The following is a 24012-nucleotide window of genomic DNA, read 5'->3' as shown; positions in this document are numbered from 1 at the left end:
GATTGTTATGTAAACAAATTTGTTTATATTTGCAGTATGAAAAGGGACTATGAAAAATATAAGGGGATTCATCCCGGTGCTGTACTGAAGCGTGAGCTGGATAAGAGAAACATATCCCAGCTTTCTTTTGCGCATACCCTCTCTGAGCATGCTCAGACTATCAATGCGATTGTAAAGGGAAAGAGAAATCTGAATACTGCTTTGGCCATTAAAATAGAAGAAGCCCTTGGTGTTCCAGAAGGGGCGCTGCTGGTATTACAAGTTTATTACGATATTAAAAAGGAGAAAGAAAAATCAGCACAGAGGCGGCATCCTGAATTGAGCCGTCTTCGCAGAGGACTTTTCTGGGATACCAATATCGATGCGATTAATTGGGAGAAGCAGTCGAAGGCTGTTATCTCGAGGGTTTTTGAGCGCGGAAACATGAGTGAGAAAAAAGAAATTGTACGTTTTTACGGTATTGAGAAAATAAAGCCTGTTCTTCGCGAAACGGCTGCAAAGCCCCACTTTACCGCAAGTCCGAATTACAGTAAAGCCAAAAGGTCGTGATGTATTGGAAAACGGTAAATCCGCTTTTAAAGGAGAGTCTTCTAAGGCTGATGCAGGCTGAAGAGTTTGAGGTATTTCGGCTTGTTGGCGGTACAGCTCTGAGCCTTCAGATCGGACACCGGCTTTCTGTTGATATTGATCTTTTCACAGATGAGGATTACAACAGCGTAGATTTTGATGTGCTTGAAGGGTATTTGAGGGAAAATTTCCCATATGTAGATAAAGTTTTTGGAGGTATTACTGCCATGGGCAGATCTTTTCTTATAGGGATCGACAGGGAAAACACAGTAAAGCTGGATGTTTATTACAGCAATGACAAGTTTATCCAGGATGCTATTGTAATTGAAGGGGTACGTATGGCCACAGTGGAGGAGATCATTGCCATGAAGGTGGATGTTGTTTCAAGGGGAGGACGTAAGAAGGATTTCTGGGATCTTCACGAACTTCTGCCCAAGTACAATATTGGTAAAATGCTGAGGTTTCATAAGATTAGAAGCGAATATACACACGATCAAGCGCAGATCATGAAAAACTTTACGGATTTTAGTTCAGCTGATGATGATTTTGATCCTGAGTGCCTTAAAGGTAAATACTGGGAGTTTGTCAAAGAAGATATTGAAGCTGCTGTGAAAAAAGTAAAGAAGGCTTAGATAGTGGTATATCACATGTACTGTATGTCTGACAAAAGTTTCATATGCCCGTTTTTTATTTAATAATCACAACAGACTTCTTTTTATTGGGACTGTTACTGGTTTGGAACTTCTTTTCTAAGATCAAAGTTTTCGTAATGTCCATCACTCCAGTGATATTCTATTTTATTATCTGCCATCAAATCAATTATTTCAATGATTAGTTTTATGACAGATGTCAGATTGTAATACAGTTTTGAGCCTCACCTTTTTTGACCTTGAATTTGCTACATTTCTGGTTCCCAAAAACAGCATGTGCCACGATTCTGCCACAAAACTTAAAGTGGTGAAATATCTTTAAAAAACACCTAAACTTTTTGTGGCAAAAAAAATATCTACTTGTGAGATAAAGAACTCAAGTTTCTCATAAAAATAGCTTTGCTATCTTTTACTGAGAATTTTAGTAAACTCTTAAACGGTGAAATATATTATGCTCTTCTGATTTTTATTTCTCTTTGGAAGATAATTTATATAACCGTAATCATTTAGGTCTCTGATACATCTATGGTAGGTAACAGGGCCGCTTATTTTAGCAATCTTCATAATTTCATGCCTATAGGCTTTAATAGGATTAATATAACCGGCAGTAGTTCTGAATTGTAGTAATGCCGCAAAAATTCCAATATGCGTAATGCTGATACGCCGGTCTTTTTCTATTGCTTTGAAGAATTGCGTTAAAGGATTTAGCTGGTCCATTACTCTTGTTATTTAGATTTTTATTCACGCTGTCATAAAAATGAATTTTAATGATTGTTATTTAGTTTGCTTTTTTTATGAAACGGCGCCAGTGCGGCTTATTTTGGCCGACTTTGTGCAGGCAGTAAGCTTGCTAGGGAATATAACAATGATATAGTGAATCTCTTATTTGTGCACCAATAGCTTTGAATCAGTTGTTTTGCTTTTCCTGATGCTGTTTTATTATAGCTTAGAATCAGCTGATTTAGTTTTAGACCTGGATGAATCACGTATCAGGAACTGTCAGGGAAACTGCTTTGAAGTGGTCATCATGGTCAATTGTATATAGTATTATTTTTTTTAGGTTTGATATTGTTTTTTTGGAGCTGGTCCCGCTGTATCTTACACCGGAGCGTTAGCGAACTGCCTGGGCAATCTTTTATTGCCGGAATCTAATTCATAGTGATCATCTTTGTGAGTTGTATATAGTGCTGTTTTTTAGGAGCTTTTTCCCGCTATACGTTGCAATCTTTTGTGCCGAACCCCGGCACAAAAGGATTTCCACTGCTATCGGGGCTAAAGTATTAGCTTGCATATTTTTTGTGACAGGCAACCACAGAGTAGGTATGAATTAGCCAATTAATCAAACCAAGTTGGTGTACTGCTAATCATAAATGAGAAAGTGACCGAAAAAACCTTACAGGATTCGAAAAAAAAACAGGGATGGTATATGTCATATATGTCATCAGATATCTGACAAATATTTCAAAATCAATAAACCTTCTGCCAAAAACAGATATCTATAGAACGTTATACCTCAAGAAGATGGAAGAATCATTTATGGCACAGATTTTGAATTATATAAGTGCCTTCGGTAAAGTCCGGAGGGTTGAATGTTTAAGTTGACTATTCTGCCTATCGCGACAGACAGAATGTGATTTATGACATACACTGCAATTTCTGTACCAAAGGGGAAGAAATATTCCACCAATATACGAAATATCAGCCATAATGTCAAGATTAAAGTTGCTTTCATAACATTTCTATTGTTTGTAAGATTTCCCGGGCTCTGTCTGGTATGTCCGAGCAGGTGTAAAACATTTCTGCAAGGTTTCAAGGTCCACAAAAGCAGTTCAGTCAGACTGCCGGTAATCTTGGGAAGGTTGGAAAAAAAAAAGCCAATCTGAAGTGCTGAGAACAGAATTCTATCAGCCAATGTGAGGATTAAGGCATGAATGGGTGTAAACCCCAGGACGATGGAAATCGGTCGTCTGCCAAGCAATGTTTAACATTGTACATCAGCAGGAAATGTTAATGACTGATACTGCATTCCTGCTGGTGTCCCTATAAAATTGTAATGAAGCAAACTCTACTCTTTACTGAGGATTTATGGAAACGTTTTGTAGCTAGGACCGCCGAAAGCCAGGAGAGTTTTGAACTTAAAACCTATCCTCATCTTGATCCTTATTTTAATTTCTTTAAACACAGCAATGACATCAAAAAGCTCGTGTCAAATATGGAGCTTATAGCAAAACATTCTTTTCTGCCTTTTGTAAAAATACTTACTAAAACACCGAGATTCAGATTTCAGGAAAACGAAAAAACTTATGGTCTGGAAACTAAAATAAGACCTATCGCTTTCGCTTCGCATTTTGACTCTTATATTTATGGTTATTATTCTTTTGCTTTAACCGAAAAGTACCAGCACTATATTCGTGCTAAAGGTTTTAGTGAATGTGTTCTGGCCTACAGATCAGATCTTGATGGGAAATGTAATATACAATTTGCCAAAGAAGCATTTGAAGCTGTAAGGAAAAAGACGTCATCTAACGGACATTGCACTTCAATCGCACTTGACATCACGGGTTATTTTGATAATATTGACCACACTATTTTAAAAAGTAAATGGTGTAAAATACTGAACCTTCAAGAGCTGACAAAAGACCAGTATAAAATTTTCAGATCTCTGACAAAATACAGCTACATAAGCCGTGACAGTATATTGAAGCATTTTAAAATAGATTTAAAAACGGCATCAAGCTGGAACTCCCTTCTGGATTTAGTGCCGGACAATGCTGCCGGTCCAACGTTCAACAATAAGTTTGATCTGCTAAGGAAGAGAAATCTTATTACGGTCAATCTTCCTAAAGTTTCCCAAGCAGGTGAAAAAAGTTTCCGGGGAATACCCCAAGGCTCGCCCATGAGCGCACTGCTGTCGAATATTTACCTGATTGATTTTGATGAAAAAATATTTAATCTCAGTATCGAGCTGGACTTTACCTACCGTCGCTACTGCGATGATCTTTTGATAATCTGTGACTCTGAAAAGGCAGTACAAATCAATGAAATTGTTCTAAAGGAAATAGCTGCTTATAAACTGGTTATTCAGACAAAAAAAACTGAAATAATCCATTTCAGGCCTACATTATCTGGGAAAATCAGAGGATTTAACCAGAAGAAAATTGAAAAATTTTCACCAGTTTTCACTCCCCAGAATGAGCAGCAGTTTTACAGGAATCTGCAGTACCTCGGTTTTGAGTTTAATGGAGTCTCAATTTATATCAGACCCGGGAGTCTTTCCCGTTATTTTAGAAAAATGAAAGGCAGGATTGTAAAGACTGTTATGATGGCGTATAGTGATAAATCCAAGAGAGATAAAATATTAAAAAAGCAGATTTTTGAAAGATATTCACATCTGGGAAAAAGGAATTTTCTTTCTTATGCAGTAAAGGCTTCAAAGAAGCGTTATTACTCTAAATCAATGAAAGCCTATCGGGAAGGGATGGATTCCAAATCTATTAGAAAACAGCTGTCTGCACATTTTGCAATTATGGAAAAAGAGATTTTAATGAAATCTCTCACACGCCACGAATTTAAAGAATATATATATACCAAAAAGAAAGAACAGGGACGAAGGGTGAGTAGAAAAAAATTGAAGTTTTAAATTTTATCAGCTCCATGCTTACATTGTAATTTTTTTTTAAAGAGTTGTGGTGAAATTGAGTCAAAAGGCTGTCAGCGGTTCGGCATTTTTTCCAATGCTGTATATTTCACTTTTAACAATCAATCTATGGTCCTTGTATATAGTTATAGAATAATTCATCAAACTCTTCCGTTGGATGGAAACGGAAATAAACCAATTTTTTGACAGGGTCATATAGATATTTTATTAACCCTCTAAATTGTGTTATTTCAATCTTTAACTTTAATTTTATAACTATGTCAGAACCTCCCTTTCAAACAAGAAAATAAATGACGCTTTTCTGGTTTCTGTTTTTTTTGGGGACGCAGTTTATATAGCCGTATTCATTTAAATCCTTTATGCACCTGTGATACGTAACAGGGCCGGTTATTTTGGCTGTTTTCATAATTTCATGCCTATAGGCTTTGATGGGATTGATATTGCCCTTATTTGCTCTGAATTGGAGCAGCGCCGCAAAAATCCCGATAGGGGGGATCTTGGCGGGCTGTCCTTTATCAGATGCAAAGCGGGTAGGGGCGTTTTTTTTTCAGGAAAAGGGGCTCCATTTACAGAAAAGCGGTCAGGTAATCAGGGAGGGGATTATTTTAGGTTTGATATTATTTTTTAGGAGCTTTTTCCCGCTATACGCTGCAATCTTTTGCGCCGAACCCCGGCACAAAAGGATTTCCACTGCTATCGGGGCTAAAAAGCATTGCTTCCTGAAATGGTAAGGATGTGGGGAGTCCTTATGGAGGGGCAGCAGTGCCCGTCATTTTCGGCATATTCCAGCAGTTCGACATGGATCTGGCCGCCTGTGATCTTGTCAAACTGGAACATGGTGTCTGGTTCGTAGCCTGCAATGACCTTGACATCAAAGCCGCTGTTCTGATACAGTGTCAGACCCTGTGCGACAATTGCATTTCCTCCGTCTTTTGGGACAAGGCAGAAATATAGCGCAACATCTTCAATTCCGTCTCCGGTAAAATCACCTGTGTAGGACTGCTGGATGTCTAGCGCCGCGTCATGCGAGGCCAGGATTTTAGGGAGGTATTTTCTGAACTGCTTCTCGGCCAGCCTTACGGCATCATTTGTCGTTATTTTTGGCCTGTCTGCCTGCTTTTCCTTCAGGGAAAGCTCTTTCTCTTTCAGCAGGAGTTCTTTTTCCTTGAGTTCCAGTTCTTTTTCTTTGGTTGAGCTGTTGCAGCCCGTCGCTAAAGATGCCAGCACAAGCAGTGCGAATCTGATATTTAGGTTCATTTTAATGTAATGGTTATTTTGGTTAGGGTTTTGGATGATGGCAGAGCATATGCGTTGCAGGCTTTGCAGCACTAAATTAAGCCATTATTTGGATCTGGCAAATCTATAGTAAAAAATGTTAAACGGCTTATTGGGGCAGTCGGTTACTTTTAGACTGATTTTATTTTGGCCGGCAGCTGGTGCCGCTTTGTTTGGATAAACTGTCTGTTTAAAGCATAAAATGAGGTAGCGGTATTTTTTAGTTCCAAGATTATTTTCAATGCGTCATTCTTTTAATGTATCAGTCAAAATCAGCAAGGGTTTTGTCTTCAAGTTGGGTTATGATCTGATGGAACATAATGTAGCCGTATTTGTTGGGATCTTGGACAAATTCCTGATAATGTGCGGTAAAATACTTGTTGGGTTCTTCCTTTTCGGGCATTAGATTGGCCGATAATATATTTAATAACGATTCTTTTAAAAATCTGGATTATATTTACGGGAGAATAGCAATATTGGAAAAGTTCGGAAAAGCAGTAGAAGCAGGGAATGCAATTGGACAATAGGATATAATAAAAAAAGCAGCAGTAGACTAGAAAGCAGCTAATTGTTGAAGGCAGTAAAATTTAAATCAGTAGATATGTTTGATGAATACCGCAGATCCCTGATGGGAATGGACAGCATATATGAGAAGACAAGGACTCTGGATGTAATGAGCCAGTTAAATTCGCTGCATTTGAGCGAGTGGGCCAAGCCTCGAAACGAAGCCACAATGCTGAAGGCTGTTTTTGGCAGTGCAAGGGATACGATGGATTATCTGGACTTGGCGGCGAAATCTTCGAACAGCGTCAAGGATGCCTTCGCAAGCATATCGGAGAGAACAATGAGTTTCATGCATCAGTATGATGGGGCATTAAAGACTACCATGCTGCAGGCCAGTATCGACCAGATTATGAATGGTGCCGCTTTTCGAAGTTCTGCAGCAAGCGCCTCGCTGGCCGCCTTAGCCGGACAGACTTCCATAAGCATGCAGTGGAATGAGGCCAGCAGAATGGCCCAGCAGGCCAATTCCGTATCAAAAAGTTTGGTTTCCCTGCAAGCAGAGGAAATTCTAAGGCTTAAGGATTATGTAGCTAGAGGACAGCTTTCAGCTGCTGCGCAGGATAGGGATGCTTTGGAAAATAGGGACATAAGAGAAGTGGTTACGGAATCCGTCGAGCGCTATGTCAGCAATGTGGAGAGCGCTATTGCAGAAATAGCTGAAATGCAGGACGAAGACCTCTCGGAGGTTGCGTTTGACTTCGAAACCGCTATAAGGCAGGATGCTGCAGTCGGCGCAGCGACGCCGCTTGCGCTTTTTGTCCTTGAAAACGTGCTGGCCACCTACAATAAGGCTCTTGAATTGCTGTCGGGTTCGGGACATATCAGCGAGGATTTTCTCCAAGAGCTGCTAAAGACGACTAATCCCGATTCCTCAAATTTTTCTATAATATCCTACATCTTTGTGCAATTGGTGATGACATGGTCCCTTACATATGGCTATGAGTTTACGAAAGACAAAATTACGGACAAACCGGCCTTAAGCGGCTCCCCGATCAACGCGCGCACCATCGGATACAAGACCGTTTTTGCCAAAGCGCACGCAAACAGCAGAACGGTCTGCGAGATATCGGAAGGGACCGAGGTGCAGCTCCACAATGTAAAAGGAAAGTACATCTATATCAAGTTTCTGCATGATACTGGGCTTAAGGAAGGATATGCACTGAACAATGGATTTGAAAGGGTTTAGATGCAGGGAAAGATAAGGCGCTTCTGCAATGGCACGGTGATAGCCTCTAGCGGCTTTGGCCTCATGAAGCTGGTTGGGGTTTATATTTACTAATACTGGATCTGTGATATTCTAACATACCATAATTAAAGCTCAGAATTTCATCCGGTGCCTCGGCAGATTGATTTCATGCTCCTGCGGGTATGGCTGTCTGTGTGTGCTGCTTACATCCTGTTTGATATTGTGCTGGGTGGCATACCTTTTTTCCGAGTCCGAGTATCTGGGATCGGGAATAAAAGTTATTTTTGCAATCCAAAAAATGGCAGCTCGACTTTTAAACAAGAAAATAAATGATGCTTTTCTGGTTTCTGTTTTTTTTAGGGACGTAATCTATATATCCATATTCATTTAAATCCTTTATGCACCTGTGATACGTTACAGGACCGGTTATTTTGGCTATTTTCATAATTTCGTGCCTATAGGCTTTGATAGGATTTATATTGCCCTTATTTGCTCTGAATTGGAGCAGTGCCGCAAAAATTCCAATATGGGTAATGCTGATGCGCTGGTCTTTTTCTATTGATCTAAAGAATTCCGCTAGAGGATTTAATTGTTCCATCATTGTTTTAACTTAGATTTTATTCCTTTTTGGACAGATTGTTTTGGGAATGTTTCTGTTTCTTTTTTTGATGAAGCTGTTTCAGTTTTCCGTAAATGCTGGTCATAGATATTCAATGATCTAAACTGCGGATTGGAAATTACCGCCGTGCTGAGGGTAATTCCGTTTTGTATCTGAATTTGTCATGTTATATTTTTTTTAGGCTTAATATTGCTTTTTAGGAGCTTTTTCCCGCTATCCGCTCTAATCTTCTGCGCCGAACCCCGGCACAGAAGGATTTCCGCTGCTATCGGGGCTATGGCTAGAATTACAGAATTAGAAAAATTAGCAAAGTAAAATAAAGTGTGTTAATTTTAAAAAAGGCAATCTAACTAGATTGGCTTTTTTATTGAGTTTTTTCATTTTGTTCTAAATTGGAACATTGAATTTGTATTGCGTTGTTACTATCTGTGTTAGTTTTGTAGCTCTAAACTACGATGAAGATGAACACAAATGAAAAAATTGCAGTTGAACAACACTTACTTAAAGTGTGTGGCTTTAATCCGGCAAGCCGTGAGTACAAATTAATTCAACTATTATTTAACAATGATGAGTTAGATTTTATTTCTACTAATCGTGATGATGCTGTTGAGCTTAGAAAAGAACTTTGGTTTTTAAAGTTCGAATGTCGGATGCAGTGGAACAAGGTAATTCTAACAGATGATGCCATTGTAAAATATTATGAAAATGTAATGGGTTTAATTGCTGAATCTAGAGAACTGGAAAAGAGTTTTTACGATATTAAAAGAGGACTTTAAAATAAATGATGATGATAACCAGGGAAGAGAAAAAAGAAATTACTAGGCACATTAGCAAAATTGGTGGTTTTAATGAAAAGACGAAAGGCTACCATGCCGTTGAAAATCTATTGATTTTGGGTGAATGGTCTTTTCATTGGTATGAGAAATCCTTCTGCATACAGAATGCAAGCTGGTTGCAACATATAGGTTTAGATGTTGAGGTTTTAAGTGATGCGGTGAAAGTATCAGATCAAGCCATTGAAAAATATTATATAAATGTGATGGGTCTTGAGATTGAATTTCAACCAGTCGACAATAATCTATCCAAACGTGATAGACGTTTAAGCGTTGGAAAAGAATAAAGTAGTGGAATACGTCACTGGGGTAATCAAATTATGGCAAGGAAAAAAGATTCAGAATAAATAGGATAGTGGAATTCATTCTTGTGCAATTTATTTAATAAATCTGGTGTGATGAATTTCACTATCATTTAAAACTACAGTTTCTACTTTACCTTTTTTATTTTTTACTAGGATGAAATATTTACTATTCATATAAAAAACAAATTTACCTTTTGCTTTTGATTCATTATTAAAAGTAATTTCAATATCTTGATTTTTAATTTTTTTTCTAACTTCATTTGCATCCTTTTTTGCTTTATCACTATAGACTAAAAAGCATAAAAAATACATAATGACTAACACGCCGTAGATAAATTTTGATTTATTGACTGTTTTCTGCTCTATATTATATTTAGAGGAAAGATACATGTGTAAAATGAAAAATAATAGCAAACCAGAAAGGATAGATATAAAAAGTATATCACTCATATAGGTAGATAATATCATTGTAATCGCGACAGACACGCCAAATATTGCACTAGAAGCATCTAAATCATTACCCTTTTTATTTAAAACTTCAATAACGCCAGCTAAAAAACAAAAAAAAACAAATAAAGATAAATACCATGTAGTTGTAATAAATTTTTCAAATGGCATTTCTATAAAAGAAGCATCAATATCCAGTACTGAAAAATAATTTGTCCAGTAAACCCAACCCATTTGATAAAGAACTATTCCTCCGATAGTTATAGTAGTCGCTAAATCAGTAATCTTATTTAATGTGTTTTCTTCTTTTTTTACAATTGGTATTTCTTCACTCATAAATTTGGGTATCTAGCTTTAAAAATCGTTCTTAAATCTTCATACTCACCATTTTTAAAAATGTCACTGAATCTTTGTAAAATCATTAATATTAATTTCCATTTATCTTTATTGGTCTTCGCTTTTTGATATTCTTTATCTCGCTCAACAAATTCAAGAAATTGTTTGGTTGGTGTATTGCTATGTTGTATTTCTTCAATTATCTTTTCTAATTGTGTCATACTTCTATTATGATTTAACTGATTTGAATTCAGATTTAAATGCCTTAAATGCTTCACGCACGTTTATAAGTTTACGCTTTAAATGCTCTAATCTTTCATCATCCGTTTTTAGTTCTTTGAAATCTGCATCCCTTTGTGAATCTCTGGCTACATCGCCTACTTGCGAATCTTCTTCAAGTTTTGATTTGATAAATTGTAGTAGTGTCATTTGTTTTTGGTTTAATGGTTTATATATGATAAATGTAAGTTTATGTTGAATTGTAAAAAAATAAAATTCAACAATTAATCTCTTACCCTAAGATATGACCCTTACTAATCATTACTTTCTACAAGTTTTTTTATCTGTTCAATCACTTGATTATTACTTGATTTTTTTATTGAACCTTGATTGAATACTGTAAATTCTATTGTAGAAGTTTCTGTGAATTTTGAAATATTTTCATTGCGTACTGCCAGGTTGAAAGTTAATATATTTAATTTTTCACTTGGAAATATTGCCGGAACAACATTTGTCGATAAAATTCGACCATCTTCAAAGTTATTCGTTAAGCTGTATGGATTTGTAGCACTAAGTTCCGCTGGTACAGTAGTATTTATTATAGCAGCAACTTTATATTTTTCGGCTACATTATTACCTGTATTTGTTATTAGCACTTCAATTTTAAATTCATAACGATTTATATTATGCGTATTTACAAGTTGTACAATAAAACTATCAATTTTTACCATACTCGCAGAAACTCTTAAATATGAATCTCTAACTTCATATTCCTCCATTGGTACAGACTTAAAATTAAATCTTCGGTAATATTTATTATCACCGTTTAAATGAGGACTATTAGGTGATTTAGGAATCTTAACCACATAAACGGTTTTCATAATGTCATTATCAAAACGTACTGGTATAATTAGTAAATTTTGAATTCGTTGCTGAATGTTAGAAGTTATTTTATTCTCAAGCCATTCTTTATTATATTTATTTCCATCTACAAAAGAAGTTCCAGTTGCCACATGATTTTCTTCATTAATTCCATAAAAAATAAGTCCGCCATCTGAATTTGCAAATGCACTCACATCTTTTGAAATTTCTTTACCATCACCCGATGATAATGCTCTAGCATCTTTAAAATCAATATTAATTGATTCCTCTGTTCTTGAAGCAATTAGTCCTAATATATATTCTTGTGTAAATTCTGTTTTATCTAATAAACTTGACATCTAATAATTTTTAAGTATTTAGTGCTAAATGTAAGGTTTTATTTTAATTTTGTTTTTATCACAATCTTTTAAATATGTCAATTTTCAAAATATTCCACGTTTATTTACTGATACTCTCAAAGATGAAAATCTACAAGATGTAACCTTAGAAATATAAGAAGTATATTAATTTATTTGATTTTTATATATTAATTTCATTTCTCATCATCATTTCCATCTGTAATGTAGTCTTCTATATCTTCTTCTATTCTTACTTTTAATGGGTCTTCAACTAAAATAGTCTCTTCTTTAAGTTTATAAGTTGGCTTTATATTTAATTTCAAGTCTCCTTCGGTTTTATAATTTAAGGATACAAGCTTCCAATGTATTTTAACTTCTGTATTTTTGTTATATGGTTTTAAACAAATAGTATCGAAGCCGATAGTATCATCTTGAACTAAAATAGTTTTCAAAGGAATAATTTTTCCCTGTCTATCTTCATTCCAAATGAAAGTATCATATTGAAGATTAGGATTTGGAATCATATAGTGGCTTTTTGTGCATGTTTCTATAGATTGGAAATCTCCTTCAAAATCTAAGAATACTTTGAATTCTTGAAGAGGTTCAGAGCCAAGGTTATGAAGTCTAAAATGAAATCTTGCATAACTATGATTAAAGCTGTACATCGAAAATGATTTAATATGATCCATACGAAATTGACTGAACAACATTTCAGAAAGTCCTACAAAGTTATCTCCTGCTGGAACAATTTTTTGTTTGTAATGTGTGATTTTCTTTCGAAACGGAATTTCGATAACGTATTCAGTTTCGTCATTTTCGAATGTAAAAAGAACTTCATGTTCAGTTTTAAAATTTATACTCCGAACATAATAGTCATGAGTTTGTTTATTTTCATCTATTAAGTCAACAATATCTTCCCAAGAGTATAGGTGAACTTCAAAAAGTTTATTTTGTAAATGTTCTATATTTTTCTTTCGTACATATTCTTCAATCTTGGCATCTTTGTTTGCTGTCGTTGCGAAATACATTTTTTTTAGTGTCGGTTGAAAACTTAAAGCTAATTTGATTTCCCTATCAATTTCTTTTTCAGCCAAAGTTGCATTTGTGTAATCATCCTTCCCTTTACATTGAATTCCATAATATTCATCTTCTCCAAATGGTATCCCATAAATATCTATTCCATGCTGAGATTGTCCGCTTCTTCCATTTTTTTTGATTTCGGGACACCTCCAAATTTCTCCCCATAATTTTTTACAGAGATTTTCAAAATCAGGCCAATTTTCAGGCTTACGTAATTGTTGTTTTGCTTTCATTTTATTATTGTTCCCCAAAGTTCTGTAAATACAGTGAATTTGTGAGTAAATTAAACCCTTTCTTCGGATTTGTCAAATCATTCCCAACATGAAACCAACTTTTCATTAAGCCAATTGCCTAATCCGTTGTAACTGTTGTAAGCCGTTTCTATTCACTTTTAAATTTATCAAAAAAATAATCGTTTCCGCATGGACATTCTGACACTAAGTTTTCTTGATAGAAATTGATATAAGATTGCACAGCATTAAACGCCCTAATAAAATCAAAATCTAGGATTTCTCTATAAGTTCCTTTATAACCAGTATTAGTTTTTTCCGCCGGCTTTAGATGTATAATATCATTTCGTAATTGTATTAACTTATCTATGGATTTATTGTGTTTTTTATTTTTTGCTTGCTTGAAATCGATAAGTTTAATTTTTGGAATAACATTATAAAGTTTGTAGCTAACTGTAGGGAAAATTTTATTTCCGGTTTTATCTATAAATAAATAATCTTCTGGAATTACTCTATTAGCAAAGCTTTCCAATGAGGCCTGAAGATTTATTATACAATTAATAGCTGGCTGAAAAAAATCTCCTGATAAATTTAAATCTAAATTCTTTCCAGTTTCACCAGCTTTTGATGATTCTTCTAAAAGCTTAATCTTATAATGTTGTAGCCGTCCATAAGACATTACGGCATTTGAGAAGAAAATTGTAATTGGATCTACTTCGGGAAGTATAAGCTTTTTATTTTGGTAAATATAATCATAGCCATAAATTACTTTACTTTCCAGCATTATCATAATATCGAAATTTTCGTGCTCGGCTAATTTATTTGAACTCAAATATTCTTGGCTATATTTTTTACTTTCTTCCGGAACATTTGAAGAATCCAGTTCAGATGGATGAAAATCTATTTTGAATTCTTTTGAGGGTTTGAGTCGTACGTGTGACATTTGGTCGGATTTTGGTTTTGAAATAGCTTATAGTGTTCCCTGCATTTGCGCTGTCGCTGAAAAATCAAGCAGAGTTCTCTCTGCCAACATAATATTTCTTCTTTAGTCCGTAACTTCCGGTTAAAGAAAAGTCAGCGATCGCAAAATGCAGTGTTATGTGGAGTTTTACTTATTTAATTCTTCTATGAAATTGACTTCCAAAATATCGCAAATGATTTTCATTATTCGAAAACTTTCTTCCCAACCGCCGCAACATTCTGGACTTAATGCAATGGTTAATACGGTAATATTTTCGAAATTCTTTTTTATCTTTTTAACTAAGGTAACAATATATTCGTCTGAAAATATTTGAAATAATTTATCATCTACGCGATTAAAAAAATAATCTATATCGAGATTTACAATCCATTTTTTGCTTTCAAGCCAGTAATCTATTTCGTTCGCCAAAGTTAAAAAATCAAATTCTTTATCGACAAATCCTTCATTTATTGTGCCATCTCGTTGTGTTGCAAATATTTTTTCGGCAAATAATGTTGGATAAGCTAAGTGAGTATTAATAATGTAGTTATCCCATCTAAACATTTGCCATTCAGCATTATTTCTGCCGAGCTGTTTAAGATTCAAATATTCTTCAAAAGTTAACTTGTGGATTTCAATTCCCTTATTTGTTATTTGAGTTTCAATTGTATGAGGAAATCCTAAAAGATCGTAATGCCTATCAATATGAATAAAATCAAATGAGCTTTTGATGTCAACTTGTTTTAGCCAGCACCATGCAGCACAAAGATGATTATCCATTATATAAACCTTTCCTTCATTGTAAAGGAAATTTACATTTTCATTTAACGATTCTCCTAATGGTTTATTTGGTTCTTTTACCCACATTGTTTTAAAGATTTTACCCAACTTTGCACTGTTAGCAGATGTTATAATTCACCGTAAATTTTGTTCTCAATTATATTATTAAAATCAGTGTTAATCCAATTTTCTGATATAATGCTTCTTTCACCAAATCCTAAAGTTGTAATTTTTTCATTGAGTGAATCAATGTTATTCACGTTATGTTTTAAAAGTTCAGTAATAAGTTTTGAACATATTAATTCTAGATAATATAGATAATCACTTACTTTATCGTCTGAAAATTCTGTACCGTGAACAATTTCACTTCTAAGATTATAAATCTTTTTTATATTCTTAAAAATTACCGCACTTGTTTCTCTATCCTTTCCACATATTACGGCTATATTCCTTGCTATTCGGTAGTTAAGTTCGGCTTTACCGACCGTAATACTTTCCAAACATATGCAAAATGCTATAAATGAAAAATGAAAATAATTTGAATCAAAAGCATTTAAATAATTTTGTATTGAAGATTTTAAATACTTTATTTCTAAATAATTCTCAAAATATTTTTCAATGAATAAGTTTACCTCGTCTAATTTGTCTTCATTAAATAATAAATAACTATCTCTACTTGATATATTTGTTTCATTGTGAAAACTGCTTGAAAATCGAAGATCATCAATAACAATATTATAATCAAGCATATATTCAACTGATAGAGTACTTGGAAAAAGTATTAACAAGAAATTAAAAAGATTATGGATTTTTTTCTCTCCAAATTTTTTATTGTCTTTTTTTATTATTGCAAATCTTTCAATTTTATCGTACTGATATTCCTCATCAATTTTGGGTAAAAATTCTTCAGTTCTTGTAAAAGTTTTTTCGCAGAATTTTTTAAAAATTTCCGAACGAATATTTACAATGTCAAATTCGGGAAACTTCAGTTTAGTTAAATCACTAATTGAATTCGTTATAATAAAAACTGAAAAGTCTCTCATTTAATCCTAAGGTTTTAATAATATCTGCTAACTGATTTATAATATCCATAAAATGGAAGCAATACTACTTTTTTTAGTTGGCTTTGTGCAATTAGTAAGCTTTTTTTAGCGAATATAAGAATAATTAACTAATCTTTTAATTGTGTAGCAATAAGCTGTTCATCAGCTATCTTGCATGTCCTGCTACTGTTTTTGCTATATATTAAAATCAGCTAATTGCCAGTAGTTTTTTTTTCCACATGGCTAAGATGGCAGCAGCTATTAACTTGCGGGACTATCTTTGTAATTCACCTCAAAGCTAGCTACTTTTCTTCCTGGCTGCTGTTATCCATAATATTCCAATTGCTTCCCTTTTACTTTTTATCAAAGACCCTGTATGCTTTTATTTTATTTCAGGAGCAAAGGTAGTCCGTGTCCTTTAGCAAAAGCAAGGCCGGGGCCTTTCAGGTCTTGCCAAAAAAATCTCCACCCATGGGGGGTGTATTTTTTGGCAGAGCCTTGCTTTTGCCGGACACTCACCTTTTTATGCTCATGAAACAAAACATAGCATACTGCGGCTCTTTAGACGAATAAAAAAAATGTCAGAAATGAAAATTGAAATATTGAAACCAGCAATGATGAAACAAAACAGCGCCTGCTCTCATTGCCGAATAAAATTTCAAAAAAAAAGAAAATTAAAAAAAAGTAAAAAGTAAAAATGTGGTGTGGGAAAAAAAAAGAAAGTAAAAATTTTAAAAACTAGAAATCATGAACATTACAGGAAGATTGACAAAAGATGCGAAAGTAAGCACATTGTCAGACAGCAGACAGGTAGTAAATTTTTCAGTAGCCATCAACGAGAGCTACAAAAATAAAAAGGGCGACAGGGTAGAGCAGACCACCTTCTTTGAATGTGCCTACTGGATAAGCCCAAGGGTTGCCGAGTGGCTCACTAAAGGCACTGTGGTGGAGCTCACTGGTATGGTAAGCGCAAGGGCGTGGAAAGGGAATGACGGAGAGCCCCGAGCAGGGCTGAATTTCAATACCTCCAATATCAAACTGCACGGGGGCGGTAGGAAATCCGAGGCTGTGCAGGCGTTGAAAACTGGGCAGACTGCAGGGCAGGGAGAAAACAAAAAAGCTGCCTTAAAAGAGCCTGAGGACGACATTCCGTTTTGAGCAGGCGGTAAAGGGGTCTTAACAATTTTTTTAAACTTTTAAAATCAAATATCATGGCACATAATATCAATTACAACAGCAAGACAGGAAAATATTCTTTTTTCAGCGTAAAGCAAAAAGCATGGCACGGGCTTGGGCAGATCGTGGAGCAGTACCCGACAAGTGCCGAAGCCATCAGACATGCAGGGCTTGATTACGAGGTGGCTAAAAGCCCGCTTTATACCAAGGGTTCGGAAATTATCCAAACTAATGAAGGTATTGAAATGGGCAGTACTGAACTGGCAGTCCCTGACTGCTTTGCCACTATCCGCACCGACAGCAATGCCGTACTGGGGGTTGTGGGAAAAGACTACCAAATCGTGCAGAACCGTGAGGCGTTCAGTTTCTTTGATGCGATAGTAGGCGGGGGCGACGGCATCCTGTACGAAACGGCAGGGGCTTTAGGCAATGGGGAGCGCATCTTTATTACCGCCAAACTCCCTGATTATATCCGAGTGGGCAATGGGGATGATGTGACCGAAAAATACATTTTCCTGACTACCTCACATGACGGTAGCGGAAGCATCACAGCGGCTTTTACGCCCATCCGCATAGTATGCCAGAATACCCTTAACGCTTCTCTTAGAAATATGAGCAACGTGGTGCGCATCCGCCATACCTCAGGGGCAAAACAGCGCCTTGAGGATGCCCACAAAGTGATGGGACTGGCGGACAGGCTGAGCACTCAGCTTGAAGGTATTTTTAATGAGTGGGCTAAAGTAAAAGTAACAGACCGAGAAGTTAAAAAACTCATTCAGCTGGCACTATGTCCTAATGCCGAAACCTTGGCTTTAATAAAAAAAGGGGCTGAGAATGAAGTGTCCGCCGTTTTTAGAAATACGGTTGATGATGCTTTTGCGTACGCCATGGCGAGCGAATCACAGCAGATGGATACCACCAAAGGCACGCTTTTCGGGGCTTACAATGGCGTGACGGGCTACTATCAGAATGTGAGAAAATACAAAGACGATGAAGCCAAACTGCAGTCCATCGTTATGGGAGGCACGGCGCAGGGAAAAGCCCAAAAGGCGTTTGAACTCTGCACGGCTTTTCAGGCGGACGGTGCGCAGATTCTTAAGCTCAATTAGGTAAAGAAAAAAACAAAAGGCTGCTGCCCCAAACGGTAACAGCCTAATGAAAAGTTTTTGTGCTGTGAGCATTATAAAATGCATAGACCCAAAAGAAAGCAATTAAAACAATTAAAATTTAAAGCCATGAACACTAATTTTTTCAATCAGATAGCGCAGATGGACATTATAGGGGATCTGCACATTACTGTAGCCAAAGGGGCAGGGGACAGGCTTGTAGTGCTTGTCATGCTCCAAAACGAAGCCTGCGGGGACAATGCAAAGCACAGCATACCGCCTTTAAACCTCAGGGGGACAGCCGAAGAGCTCGACAGCGGATTTTTTGAGAATATCACTGCGCCCATGCAGTGCGCATCGGGTCTTATGGTCGATATGGAAGGCTATATGAAACAGCTTGAGAAGACCAAAATGCAGTCGGCTATGGAAAAAGAAAAGGACGATAAAAAGAAAAAAGAGCAGCAGGCCAAAGACAAAAAATTCAGCGATGCCATGAGCAGGGCGGACGAACTGGAAAAAGAAGGCAAGTTTCGTGAGGCATGGATAAAAGTGCCCGAAATACATGAGTTTCCCTTGAAAGCGGAGCAGATACGCAGAAGAAAATCCGAACTCTCGGCAAAATTTGAGCCTGATTTATTTGGCAGCAGTACTGAGAAAGTACAGAGCGAACCGCCAAGAGAGGCGTTTTTTCCCGAGCACAGCAATAAGGAGGAAGACTTTGAAACGCAGGAGCAGGACATTTACGGAGAAGAAAGGTACACCGAGGAAAGTGAATACGGGGAGGACGACCCCGAAGCAGAAAGATATTAATTTAAAATACACCAGTCATGTTATTAGCGACACAATTACAGCGGGTCTTTGTACTTAAAGACAAGGGGCAGGAAATAAGGCTTTCCGACCCCGAACCAAAATGGAGCACCGAGGCGGTACTGAATTTTTATGCCCCGACCTATCCGATACTGACCACCGCCAAAATTTCCGCCCCTGCCATCAGGGACGATGCGGTGGAATACCGATTTGAAACGGTAATGGGAACAAAAGGCTGACCAAAAATATAAAGCGATGAATTATGCAAAAACACATCCTGTCGGGCAAAATGCAGCTGCCCGAGCGAAAAAGACAAAAGCAACTGCACGGACAGCTCAGCGGTTTTATGGCTTGGATGCAGAGACCCAAAGACGCCCAAGAGGTGCAGAAAGACAAACGCAGGCCAGTGCCTGCGGGGATGCTTCCGATGGTTTTTTAAAGGTTTCTTTCTTGCCTAAACTGGAACAAAGCAAAGCGTTACGGGCTTGTCAGGAAAATGCAAAAATGCAGGAGGATTTTTATGCCTCCCTTGACCGTGTTGCTAAGCATTACGATATTGCGCCGATGCCTGCCCGCCATTTTGAATATCCTTATAATACGGCGCTCGCTTTATGGGATTTGCAGGAGAAACTCAAAAAAAGTGTAGGAAACTTTTCCGAACTGCGGGTATTGCAGGAAAGCGGTAAAACATATCTGCTAAGCGAAGAAAAAATCAATACGGGCACAACGCTGTATTATATTCCAGTTGAACCGATTTATCAGATGCTGAGAGACCCGAAGCGCAAAAAAAATGCGCAGCTGCTTTTATCGGTATGCTCGTATCTGTATCACAGCGCCGATATTCCGTATTACCGAGAGCAGGGCAGTTATTTGTACTGGCTCTATGAGATGCACCGAGACTGGACAGAGCAGGACAAGGACAGGGAAGAAAACCAGAAGTATGTGCGGGAGTTTGATAAGTCGGAAATGATTGGGAACTGCATCGAACAGAAAATTTTCAACCGCATGAACCTGGATGTTTTTGAAAAGCGTCTGCACTGCTTTAAAAGCCGTGATGGCTTTGATTCCCAGTGCAGGGATACAGCCCGAAAAGCTTTTGGGTTATACATCGATTACCCCAATGAAAGTATTTTTCGAAATGCACCGATATCCGAGGGGTATGAAGAGCAGACCGAAAACGAGGGCATCGGGATGGAAAAATATATTTCATTTATCTCGGACACCAAAGGATGGCTTTACGAGAGCATAGAGTAGAGCATCAACAGCGAATTTAACGAGTACGGCTCCATGGACGAGCCGACGATTTTAAAACGCTTTGACGCAAATGAAATCCACGGCATCAGCCTTGATTTTGAAACCCGATTGTTTGCCCTTTTGGATGAGCTGTGCGCCTTACTGTATAATTACAAACAAACAGAAAATGGATAATTCAGTTGATATAACCGAAGATTTTGGGACACTCTACCACCCGAAATCCGCACTTGTCTTTGATGAAAGCAGAGGACTAAGTAAAGAAGTATATGTAGAGCATTTTGATATGGACAGCAGCGGCACGCCTATTAATGCCCACCCGCTCACGGAGCGTGAAGCCGAAGAGCTTGCAAAGGCGCTTACAACGGACAAGCAGAAGCAGACCGCCTTTTTAAATTCGCAGGGCATTCTGCCGACCGCTGTACTGCATATCAATCGGCAAAGGGACAAAGGCGCTGTGATATGGCATACCAAAGCCCAAAAAAGACCGCTTTATTTTATAGAAGGCTTAGGGATTCCGAGCGGTCAGGCTTATGTACCGCCCATGGTCTGGCAGGCAGACAAAAACAGCCTTAGGGTATTTGCGCTTTTAAGCGGCAGAAGACCCACAGCAGAAACACAGCTTTACTATGCCCCATTTTTTAATATTTATGAGGACGGCAGGGTGTGTATGGGTTCGGTAAATATCAGCATTAAAAATTCCGCCTGCGTGGAGGAATTTACAAAGGTGTGGGAGGATTATTTTTTTAACAGCTATTTCAGCCATTTAATGGGAGAGAACAGTCCTGTAAGGGGCAACTGCGTAAGCCTGTGGAAAGACCTTGTGTCATCGGGCAGACCCTTTCCCAAGGAAGTGCTGAAAAACACCTCTAAAACACTTAAAAACCTATTGTGATGAAAACAGAAAAAAATAAAATGCATTTTACAGACCCGTACCTGATAAGCCCGACCAATCCCATAACGGTAAACCTTATAGGGGCAGGGGGTACAGGCTCAAAGGTACTGACTGCCCTTATGGAAATGAACCACAGCCTCACAGCCCTCGGGCATGCAGGGCTGACTGTCCGCCTGTGGGATGACGATACAGTTACTAATGCCAACCTTGGCAGACAGCGTTTTGCGCAGAGCGAAGTGGGACTTTACAAATCCGTTGCCCTTATCAACAGAGCGAATCGTTTTGCGGGCACTAACTGGAAAGCGGAAACGGTAAAATTTGAAAGGGACAGCTTTGGAAAACTCCCCCATAATGCGAAGGCATCGATTTATATAACCTGCACGGACAGCGCAGAGTCCCGATTTGAAATTGCGGACATATTAAAAAACAGCAGCAGCAGACACCACATGGACGACCCAAAGTACTGGATGGATTTTGGCAACAGCCAGCATACAGGACAGGTTATCCTCTCCACGGTCGGGGAAATCCCACAGCCCCGTTCCGAAAAGTTTGAAACCGTGGAGTGCCTTGCGTTTGTGACCGAGGAATTTGGGGAACTGCTCAATCAGTCGCAAGCCCAGGACGACAGCCCGAGCTGTTCGCTTGCCGAGGCGCTCGACAGACAGGATCTGTATATTAATTCTGCCTTGGCGCAGATGGGATGCTCGCTGTTGTGGGACTTGTTCCGCAGTGGAATGACAGCAAACAGGGGATTTTTTCTGAATTTGAAAGATTTCCAGTCGCATCCCTTAAAAGTGGTCTGACCCGAAAATCGGGCGGCAAAAAGACGCTCCCTCCTGGGGGGAGCGTCTTTTTGCGTTTTAATCGGTAGAGCGGCTCTGCCAAAATGCAGTGCCCGCTATTTTACCAAACCCGCTGCGGTTATTTTAAGGGATGCTTATGATCCCTTCTGCTGTTTTCGGCGGGGCTTCTTTTCTTTCCGGGCCGGTCAAAGAAAAGAAGCAAAAGAAGACCGCTTTACAGTGGCTTTTACTTATTTAAACCGTTCTATGGGCTGTTTTTTCCAGACCGAAAAGCCTTTGAAAAGATACCCTATGTTTTCAAACTCGATAAAGGCGATGAGTTCTTCCCTGCATTTCACTTTAAATCCCCTGATGCACATAAAATCTTTTAACGGCATATCGGCAAGCTCCCCAATAGTTTTGATCTCTAAATTTCCCAGTATGGTTTGCAGCCTTTTGCTGAAAGGAAAAGCACTGTTTAGCAGGAGTTTCTGGCGGTCTTTTTCCGCTTTTTCTTTTCTCATTGCAGCGGGGCTGGGATCTGGATGTAACTGCAGCTTTAATTTCTGGAGTTTTTTCTCGTATTGATCGATCTCTGAAAACAGCTCGGCCGCCGCTTTGACTTTACTGCACGTTCTCTCGTACAATTCCTGCACATCTTGGGATGTTACCCCATATTGCTGCGCCGCCTGCTCCAAGGGCATTTTTTCTATCAGCAGTTTTTCAAGCACTTCATATTCTTTTTTAGAGAGTACTTTTTGGGACATTAACAGGTAAAATTTATTGGTGCGGTCTATAACATTTTGCATAACAATACAGTTAAATCCTTGATGCAAAAAAAAGAAGAATTTGGCTTTTGCAGTTCCACGCTAAGATAATACCGTTAATTGAGTTATGCAATGGATTTAAAAGAAAGGTCTAAAGTGAAGCAAAAAAGCCCGAAGCATGGCTTCGGGCTGTAATAAAAAACCAGTTTTCCGGATTGTCTTTGCTAAAATTCCGGCCGCTAGTCGACGCTGTTAAACTGGAAACTCAGCTGTTTTTCATTGCCGAAATTATCCGATATCCAGACATTAAAGGACTGGGAGACTGTAGAGAGTGAGGTATAATACAGCCTGAACTCCTCAGTTTTGAGCGGGTATAAATCGTTTGGCAGGTATCTGGGTTCATCGTAATACTGCAGTGAGCCCTTCCCGTCGAACTGAAAGTAGCGTATAAAATACTCAGCGCCTGTATAGCTGTTATCACGCTCAATGGTGATCCTGATTTCCACTGTACTGCCCTTGGCGATGTCTTTGGGTACAGGCATGACCTTTACTTCAAAAGGAAAATCATGCTGTATTTTTAGCTCACCAGTATCGCAGGACAGGAGCGTAAATGAGCACATCAGCACTGCCGGTAACGCTTTTTTGAATCTGTTAAAAATTGCTTTCATGATGTTGCATTTTAAAAATTATATCGTAATCCCAGACCGGCCGACGGGCGGAACTGTTCCAGATCAGTGCCCCACAAAACTTTGATGCGTCCTTGCAGCAAAAGTACAAGATGGTCGCACAGGTACGTTTCAAAAGACAGCCGTCCGCCCGCACCGTAAACAAGGCGGTCTTCGCTGATTATTTTCGCTCCGTCATCCAGCAGGTTCTCTCCGCGGTTAATGCTCTCATAACCCAGTACTGCAGTAAGCGATGCATTTAGAGCAACATTCCTGCGGGCATCACCCCAGAGAAAGAAGCTGTGACCGCCTTCTGCGCTGTAGGTTTCGATAGGCAGGTGAAGTGCTTTATATCTGGAATACTGGTGGCTGTACTCGAGTGCCCAGAGCTGGTAACTGCCGTTTTTTCCATTTATGGTCATACCCAGGCCCAGGTAATAGTTTTCCCAGGGGCTGTTCCCTGATAAGGTTCCTGCATTGAGTTCAAATCCCTTTTGTCGGGGAATCATGCGCTGTGCCTGCGCTATAATAATGCTGATAAATATCAGCATCATTGCATAGATATACTTTTTCATTTCTCTATTTTTTAT

The 24012-nt window shown here is 38.1% G+C and carries 29 protein-coding genes; 14 read left to right on the top strand and 15 right to left on the bottom strand.

Annotated features, from left to right (window positions below; genetic code table 11):
• Positions 1–36: 36 nt before the first annotated feature.
• Both BHE19_RS20435 and BHE19_RS20430 read left to right on the top strand, forming a co-directional pair.
• Positions 37–549 carry a helix-turn-helix transcriptional regulator gene (locus BHE19_RS20435; RefSeq protein ID WP_070908641.1) on the top strand — a complete coding sequence of 171 codons (513 nt, stop codon included), beginning with the start codon at positions 37–39 and terminating at the stop codon, positions 547–549.
• Positions 549–1199 carry a nucleotidyl transferase AbiEii/AbiGii toxin family protein gene (locus BHE19_RS20430; protein WP_070908640.1) on the top strand — a complete coding sequence of 217 codons (651 nt, stop codon included), beginning with the start codon at positions 549–551 and terminating at the stop codon, positions 1197–1199. The genes BHE19_RS20435 and BHE19_RS20430 overlap by 1 nt, the downstream gene beginning before the upstream one ends.
• Before the next feature lie 450 nt (positions 1200–1649).
• Here the strand turns inward: BHE19_RS20430 and BHE19_RS20425 are convergent, their stop codons facing one another.
• Positions 1650–1934: a hypothetical protein gene (locus tag BHE19_RS20425; protein ID WP_070908639.1), complete on the bottom strand. Its 285-nt coding sequence runs from the start codon at positions 1932–1934 to the stop codon at positions 1650–1652.
• Between the two features lie 1336 nt (positions 1935–3270).
• Here BHE19_RS20425 and drt2 point away from each other — a divergent pair.
• A complete protein-coding gene (gene drt2, locus BHE19_RS20420) occupies positions 3271–4857 on the top strand; it encodes an antiviral reverse transcriptase Drt2 (protein WP_070908638.1) in 1587 nt (528 codons plus the stop codon).
• A gap of 720 nt (positions 4858–5577) precedes the next feature.
• On the opposite strand, the gene BHE19_RS20410 is transcribed toward drt2, so the two are convergent.
• Entirely contained in the window at positions 5578–6132 is a 555-nt protein-coding gene (locus tag BHE19_RS20410; RefSeq protein ID WP_070908636.1) for a hypothetical protein, read from the bottom strand.
• Between the two features lie 280 nt (positions 6133–6412).
• Positions 6413–6553, bottom strand: a complete 141-nt coding sequence (locus tag BHE19_RS22685; RefSeq protein WP_123923477.1) for a hypothetical protein — start codon at positions 6551–6553, stop codon at positions 6413–6415.
• 198 nt (positions 6554–6751) lie between these two features.
• Here BHE19_RS22685 and BHE19_RS20405 point away from each other — a divergent pair, with 198 nt between their 5' ends.
• Entirely contained in the window at positions 6752–7900 is a 1149-nt protein-coding gene (locus tag BHE19_RS20405; RefSeq protein ID WP_123923479.1) for a hypothetical protein, read from the top strand.
• A 313-nt stretch (positions 7901–8213) separates the two neighbouring features.
• On the opposite strand, the gene BHE19_RS20400 is transcribed toward BHE19_RS20405, so the two are convergent.
• The gene (locus BHE19_RS20400; RefSeq protein WP_070908667.1) at positions 8214–8498 is read right to left on the bottom strand and encodes a hypothetical protein; all 285 of its coding nucleotides are present in this window, start codon (positions 8496–8498) and stop codon (positions 8214–8216) included.
• A 482-nt stretch (positions 8499–8980) separates the two neighbouring features.
• Between BHE19_RS20400 and BHE19_RS20395 the strand changes: the two genes are divergently transcribed.
• Both BHE19_RS20395 and BHE19_RS20390 read left to right on the top strand, forming a co-directional pair.
• Positions 8981–9295 (top strand): hypothetical protein, encoded by a 315-nt coding sequence (locus tag BHE19_RS20395; RefSeq protein ID WP_070908634.1) that lies wholly within the window; start codon positions 8981–8983, stop codon positions 9293–9295.
• 5 nt (positions 9296–9300) lie between these two features.
• Entirely contained in the window at positions 9301–9639 is a 339-nt protein-coding gene (locus BHE19_RS20390; protein ID WP_070908633.1) for a hypothetical protein, read from the top strand.
• 90 nt (positions 9640–9729) lie between these two features.
• Here BHE19_RS20390 and BHE19_RS20385 read toward each other — a convergent pair whose 3' ends face one another.
• The 8 genes from BHE19_RS20385 to BHE19_RS20350 form a co-directional block, all read right to left on the bottom strand.
• Positions 9730–10440: a hypothetical protein gene (locus BHE19_RS20385; RefSeq protein WP_070908632.1), complete on the bottom strand. Its 711-nt coding sequence runs from the start codon at positions 10438–10440 to the stop codon at positions 9730–9732.
• Positions 10437–10661, bottom strand: a complete 225-nt coding sequence (locus tag BHE19_RS20380; protein WP_070908631.1) for a hypothetical protein — start codon at positions 10659–10661, stop codon at positions 10437–10439. The genes BHE19_RS20385 and BHE19_RS20380 overlap by 4 nt, the downstream gene beginning before the upstream one ends.
• A 7-nt stretch (positions 10662–10668) precedes the next feature.
• Positions 10669–10869 carry a hypothetical protein gene (locus BHE19_RS20375; RefSeq protein WP_070908630.1) on the bottom strand — a complete coding sequence of 67 codons (201 nt, stop codon included), beginning with the start codon at positions 10867–10869 and terminating at the stop codon, positions 10669–10671.
• Positions 10870–10973: 104 nt separating this feature from the next.
• Positions 10974–11879, bottom strand: coding sequence for an AlbA family DNA-binding domain-containing protein (locus BHE19_RS20370; protein ID WP_070908629.1), 906 nt, complete (start codon positions 11877–11879; stop codon positions 10974–10976).
• A gap of 194 nt (positions 11880–12073) precedes the next feature.
• Positions 12074–13192 (bottom strand): restriction endonuclease, encoded by a 1119-nt coding sequence (locus BHE19_RS20365; protein WP_070908628.1) that lies wholly within the window; start codon positions 13190–13192, stop codon positions 12074–12076.
• Between the two features lie 148 nt (positions 13193–13340).
• Positions 13341–14132 (bottom strand): hypothetical protein, encoded by a 792-nt coding sequence (locus tag BHE19_RS20360; RefSeq protein ID WP_070908627.1) that lies wholly within the window; start codon positions 14130–14132, stop codon positions 13341–13343.
• Between the two features lie 165 nt (positions 14133–14297).
• Entirely contained in the window at positions 14298–15017 is a 720-nt protein-coding gene (locus tag BHE19_RS20355) for a peptide arginase family protein (protein WP_070908626.1), read from the bottom strand.
• A 41-nt stretch (positions 15018–15058) separates the two neighbouring features.
• Positions 15059–15973, bottom strand: a complete 915-nt coding sequence (locus BHE19_RS20350; RefSeq protein WP_070908625.1) for a HEPN domain-containing protein — start codon at positions 15971–15973, stop codon at positions 15059–15061.
• 747 nt (positions 15974–16720) lie between these two features.
• Here BHE19_RS20350 and BHE19_RS20345 point away from each other — a divergent pair.
• From BHE19_RS20345 to BHE19_RS20315, 8 genes are all read left to right on the top strand, one after another.
• The gene (locus BHE19_RS20345) at positions 16721–17131 is read left to right on the top strand and encodes a single-stranded DNA-binding protein (RefSeq protein ID WP_070908624.1); all 411 of its coding nucleotides are present in this window, start codon (positions 16721–16723) and stop codon (positions 17129–17131) included.
• Positions 17132–17184: 53 nt separating this feature from the next.
• On the top strand, positions 17185–18258 hold the full coding sequence (locus BHE19_RS20340) for a DUF932 domain-containing protein (RefSeq protein WP_070908623.1): 1074 nt from the start codon (positions 17185–17187) through the stop codon (positions 18256–18258).
• Between the two features lie 126 nt (positions 18259–18384).
• A complete protein-coding gene (locus BHE19_RS22680; RefSeq protein WP_123923535.1) occupies positions 18385–19065 on the top strand; it encodes a PRTRC system protein E in 681 nt (226 codons plus the stop codon).
• Positions 19066–19082: 17 nt separating this feature from the next.
• Positions 19083–19301, top strand: coding sequence for a PRTRC system protein C (locus BHE19_RS20330; RefSeq protein ID WP_070908622.1), 219 nt, complete (start codon positions 19083–19085; stop codon positions 19299–19301).
• 16 nt (positions 19302–19317) lie between these two features.
• The gene (locus BHE19_RS20325; protein ID WP_233431406.1) at positions 19318–20316 is read left to right on the top strand and encodes a hypothetical protein; all 999 of its coding nucleotides are present in this window, start codon (positions 19318–19320) and stop codon (positions 20314–20316) included.
• Positions 20317–20349: 33 nt separating this feature from the next.
• Entirely contained in the window at positions 20350–20490 is a 141-nt protein-coding gene (locus tag BHE19_RS22995; protein ID WP_233431405.1) for a hypothetical protein, read from the top strand.
• Positions 20483–21208, top strand: a complete 726-nt coding sequence (locus tag BHE19_RS20320; protein ID WP_070908666.1) for a PRTRC system protein B — start codon at positions 20483–20485, stop codon at positions 21206–21208. The genes BHE19_RS22995 and BHE19_RS20320 overlap by 8 nt, the downstream gene beginning before the upstream one ends.
• The gene (locus BHE19_RS20315; protein ID WP_070908621.1) at positions 21208–22011 is read left to right on the top strand and encodes a PRTRC system ThiF family protein; all 804 of its coding nucleotides are present in this window, start codon (positions 21208–21210) and stop codon (positions 22009–22011) included. The genes BHE19_RS20320 and BHE19_RS20315 overlap by 1 nt, the downstream gene beginning before the upstream one ends.
• Positions 22012–22241: 230 nt before the next feature.
• On the opposite strand, the gene BHE19_RS20310 is transcribed toward BHE19_RS20315, so the two are convergent.
• From BHE19_RS20310 to BHE19_RS20300, 3 genes are all read right to left on the bottom strand, one after another.
• Positions 22242–22799: a hypothetical protein gene (locus tag BHE19_RS20310; protein ID WP_070908620.1), complete on the bottom strand. Its 558-nt coding sequence runs from the start codon at positions 22797–22799 to the stop codon at positions 22242–22244.
• A 197-nt stretch (positions 22800–22996) separates the two neighbouring features.
• Positions 22997–23425, bottom strand: coding sequence for a DUF3872 domain-containing protein (locus BHE19_RS20305; protein ID WP_070908619.1), 429 nt, complete (start codon positions 23423–23425; stop codon positions 22997–22999).
• Between the two features lie 11 nt (positions 23426–23436).
• A complete protein-coding gene (locus BHE19_RS20300) occupies positions 23437–23997 on the bottom strand; it encodes a conjugal transfer protein TraO (RefSeq protein WP_070908618.1) in 561 nt (186 codons plus the stop codon).
• Between the last annotated feature and the right edge of the window lie 15 nt (positions 23998–24012).

Origin of the sequence: Flavobacterium tructae (assembly GCF_001853485.1) — a bacterium.
GTDB lineage: Bacteria > Bacteroidota > Bacteroidia > Flavobacteriales > Flavobacteriaceae > Flavobacterium > Flavobacterium tructae.
This window is presented reverse-complemented; position numbering and strand designations above follow the sequence as displayed.

What these genes read in the sequence shown, in the direction of transcription:
- BHE19_RS20435 (WP_070908641.1), top strand. Translation starts at nt 37, where the DNA reads ATGAAAAGGGACTATGAAAAATATAAGGGGATTCATCCCGGTGCTGTA.
- BHE19_RS20430 (WP_070908640.1), top strand. Translation starts at nt 549, where the DNA reads ATGTATTGGAAAACGGTAAATCCGCTTTTAAAGGAGAGTCTTCTAAGG.
- BHE19_RS20425 (WP_070908639.1), bottom strand. Translation starts at nt 1,934, where the DNA reads ATGGACCAGCTAAATCCTTTAACGCAATTCTTCAAAGCAATAGAAAAA.
- drt2 (WP_070908638.1), top strand. Translation starts at nt 3,271, where the DNA reads ATGAAGCAAACTCTACTCTTTACTGAGGATTTATGGAAACGTTTTGTA.
- BHE19_RS20410 (WP_070908636.1), bottom strand. Translation starts at nt 6,132, where the DNA reads ATGAACCTAAATATCAGATTCGCACTGCTTGTGCTGGCATCTTTAGCG.
- BHE19_RS22685 (WP_123923477.1), bottom strand. Translation starts at nt 6,553, where the DNA reads ATGCCCGAAAAGGAAGAACCCAACAAGTATTTTACCGCACATTATCAG.
- BHE19_RS20405 (WP_123923479.1), top strand. Translation starts at nt 6,752, where the DNA reads ATGTTTGATGAATACCGCAGATCCCTGATGGGAATGGACAGCATATAT.
- BHE19_RS20400 (WP_070908667.1), bottom strand. Translation starts at nt 8,498, where the DNA reads ATGGAACAATTAAATCCTCTAGCGGAATTCTTTAGATCAATAGAAAAA.
- BHE19_RS20395 (WP_070908634.1), top strand. Translation starts at nt 8,981, where the DNA reads ATGAACACAAATGAAAAAATTGCAGTTGAACAACACTTACTTAAAGTG.
- BHE19_RS20390 (WP_070908633.1), top strand. Translation starts at nt 9,301, where the DNA reads ATGATGATGATAACCAGGGAAGAGAAAAAAGAAATTACTAGGCACATT.
- BHE19_RS20385 (WP_070908632.1), bottom strand. Translation starts at nt 10,440, where the DNA reads ATGAGTGAAGAAATACCAATTGTAAAAAAAGAAGAAAACACATTAAAT.
- BHE19_RS20380 (WP_070908631.1), bottom strand. Translation starts at nt 10,661, where the DNA reads ATGACACAATTAGAAAAGATAATTGAAGAAATACAACATAGCAATACA.
- BHE19_RS20375 (WP_070908630.1), bottom strand. Translation starts at nt 10,869, where the DNA reads ATGACACTACTACAATTTATCAAATCAAAACTTGAAGAAGATTCGCAA.
- BHE19_RS20370 (WP_070908629.1), bottom strand. Translation starts at nt 11,879, where the DNA reads ATGTCAAGTTTATTAGATAAAACAGAATTTACACAAGAATATATATTA.
- BHE19_RS20365 (WP_070908628.1), bottom strand. Translation starts at nt 13,192, where the DNA reads ATGAAAGCAAAACAACAATTACGTAAGCCTGAAAATTGGCCTGATTTT.
- BHE19_RS20360 (WP_070908627.1), bottom strand. Translation starts at nt 14,132, where the DNA reads ATGTCACACGTACGACTCAAACCCTCAAAAGAATTCAAAATAGATTTT.
- BHE19_RS20355 (WP_070908626.1), bottom strand. Translation starts at nt 15,017, where the DNA reads ATGTGGGTAAAAGAACCAAATAAACCATTAGGAGAATCGTTAAATGAA.
- BHE19_RS20350 (WP_070908625.1), bottom strand. Translation starts at nt 15,973, where the DNA reads ATGAGAGACTTTTCAGTTTTTATTATAACGAATTCAATTAGTGATTTA.
- BHE19_RS20345 (WP_070908624.1), top strand. Translation starts at nt 16,721, where the DNA reads ATGAACATTACAGGAAGATTGACAAAAGATGCGAAAGTAAGCACATTG.
- BHE19_RS20340 (WP_070908623.1), top strand. Translation starts at nt 17,185, where the DNA reads ATGGCACATAATATCAATTACAACAGCAAGACAGGAAAATATTCTTTT.
- BHE19_RS22680 (WP_123923535.1), top strand. Translation starts at nt 18,385, where the DNA reads ATGAACACTAATTTTTTCAATCAGATAGCGCAGATGGACATTATAGGG.
- BHE19_RS20330 (WP_070908622.1), top strand. Translation starts at nt 19,083, where the DNA reads ATGTTATTAGCGACACAATTACAGCGGGTCTTTGTACTTAAAGACAAG.
- BHE19_RS20325 (WP_233431406.1), top strand. Translation starts at nt 19,318, where the DNA reads ATGAATTATGCAAAAACACATCCTGTCGGGCAAAATGCAGCTGCCCGA.
- BHE19_RS22995 (WP_233431405.1), top strand. Translation starts at nt 20,350, where the DNA reads ATGGACGAGCCGACGATTTTAAAACGCTTTGACGCAAATGAAATCCAC.
- BHE19_RS20320 (WP_070908666.1), top strand. Translation starts at nt 20,483, where the DNA reads ATGGATAATTCAGTTGATATAACCGAAGATTTTGGGACACTCTACCAC.
- BHE19_RS20315 (WP_070908621.1), top strand. Translation starts at nt 21,208, where the DNA reads ATGAAAACAGAAAAAAATAAAATGCATTTTACAGACCCGTACCTGATA.
- BHE19_RS20310 (WP_070908620.1), bottom strand. Translation starts at nt 22,799, where the DNA reads ATGCAAAATGTTATAGACCGCACCAATAAATTTTACCTGTTAATGTCC.
- BHE19_RS20305 (WP_070908619.1), bottom strand. Translation starts at nt 23,425, where the DNA reads ATGAAAGCAATTTTTAACAGATTCAAAAAAGCGTTACCGGCAGTGCTG.
- BHE19_RS20300 (WP_070908618.1), bottom strand. Translation starts at nt 23,997, where the DNA reads ATGAAAAAGTATATCTATGCAATGATGCTGATATTTATCAGCATTATT.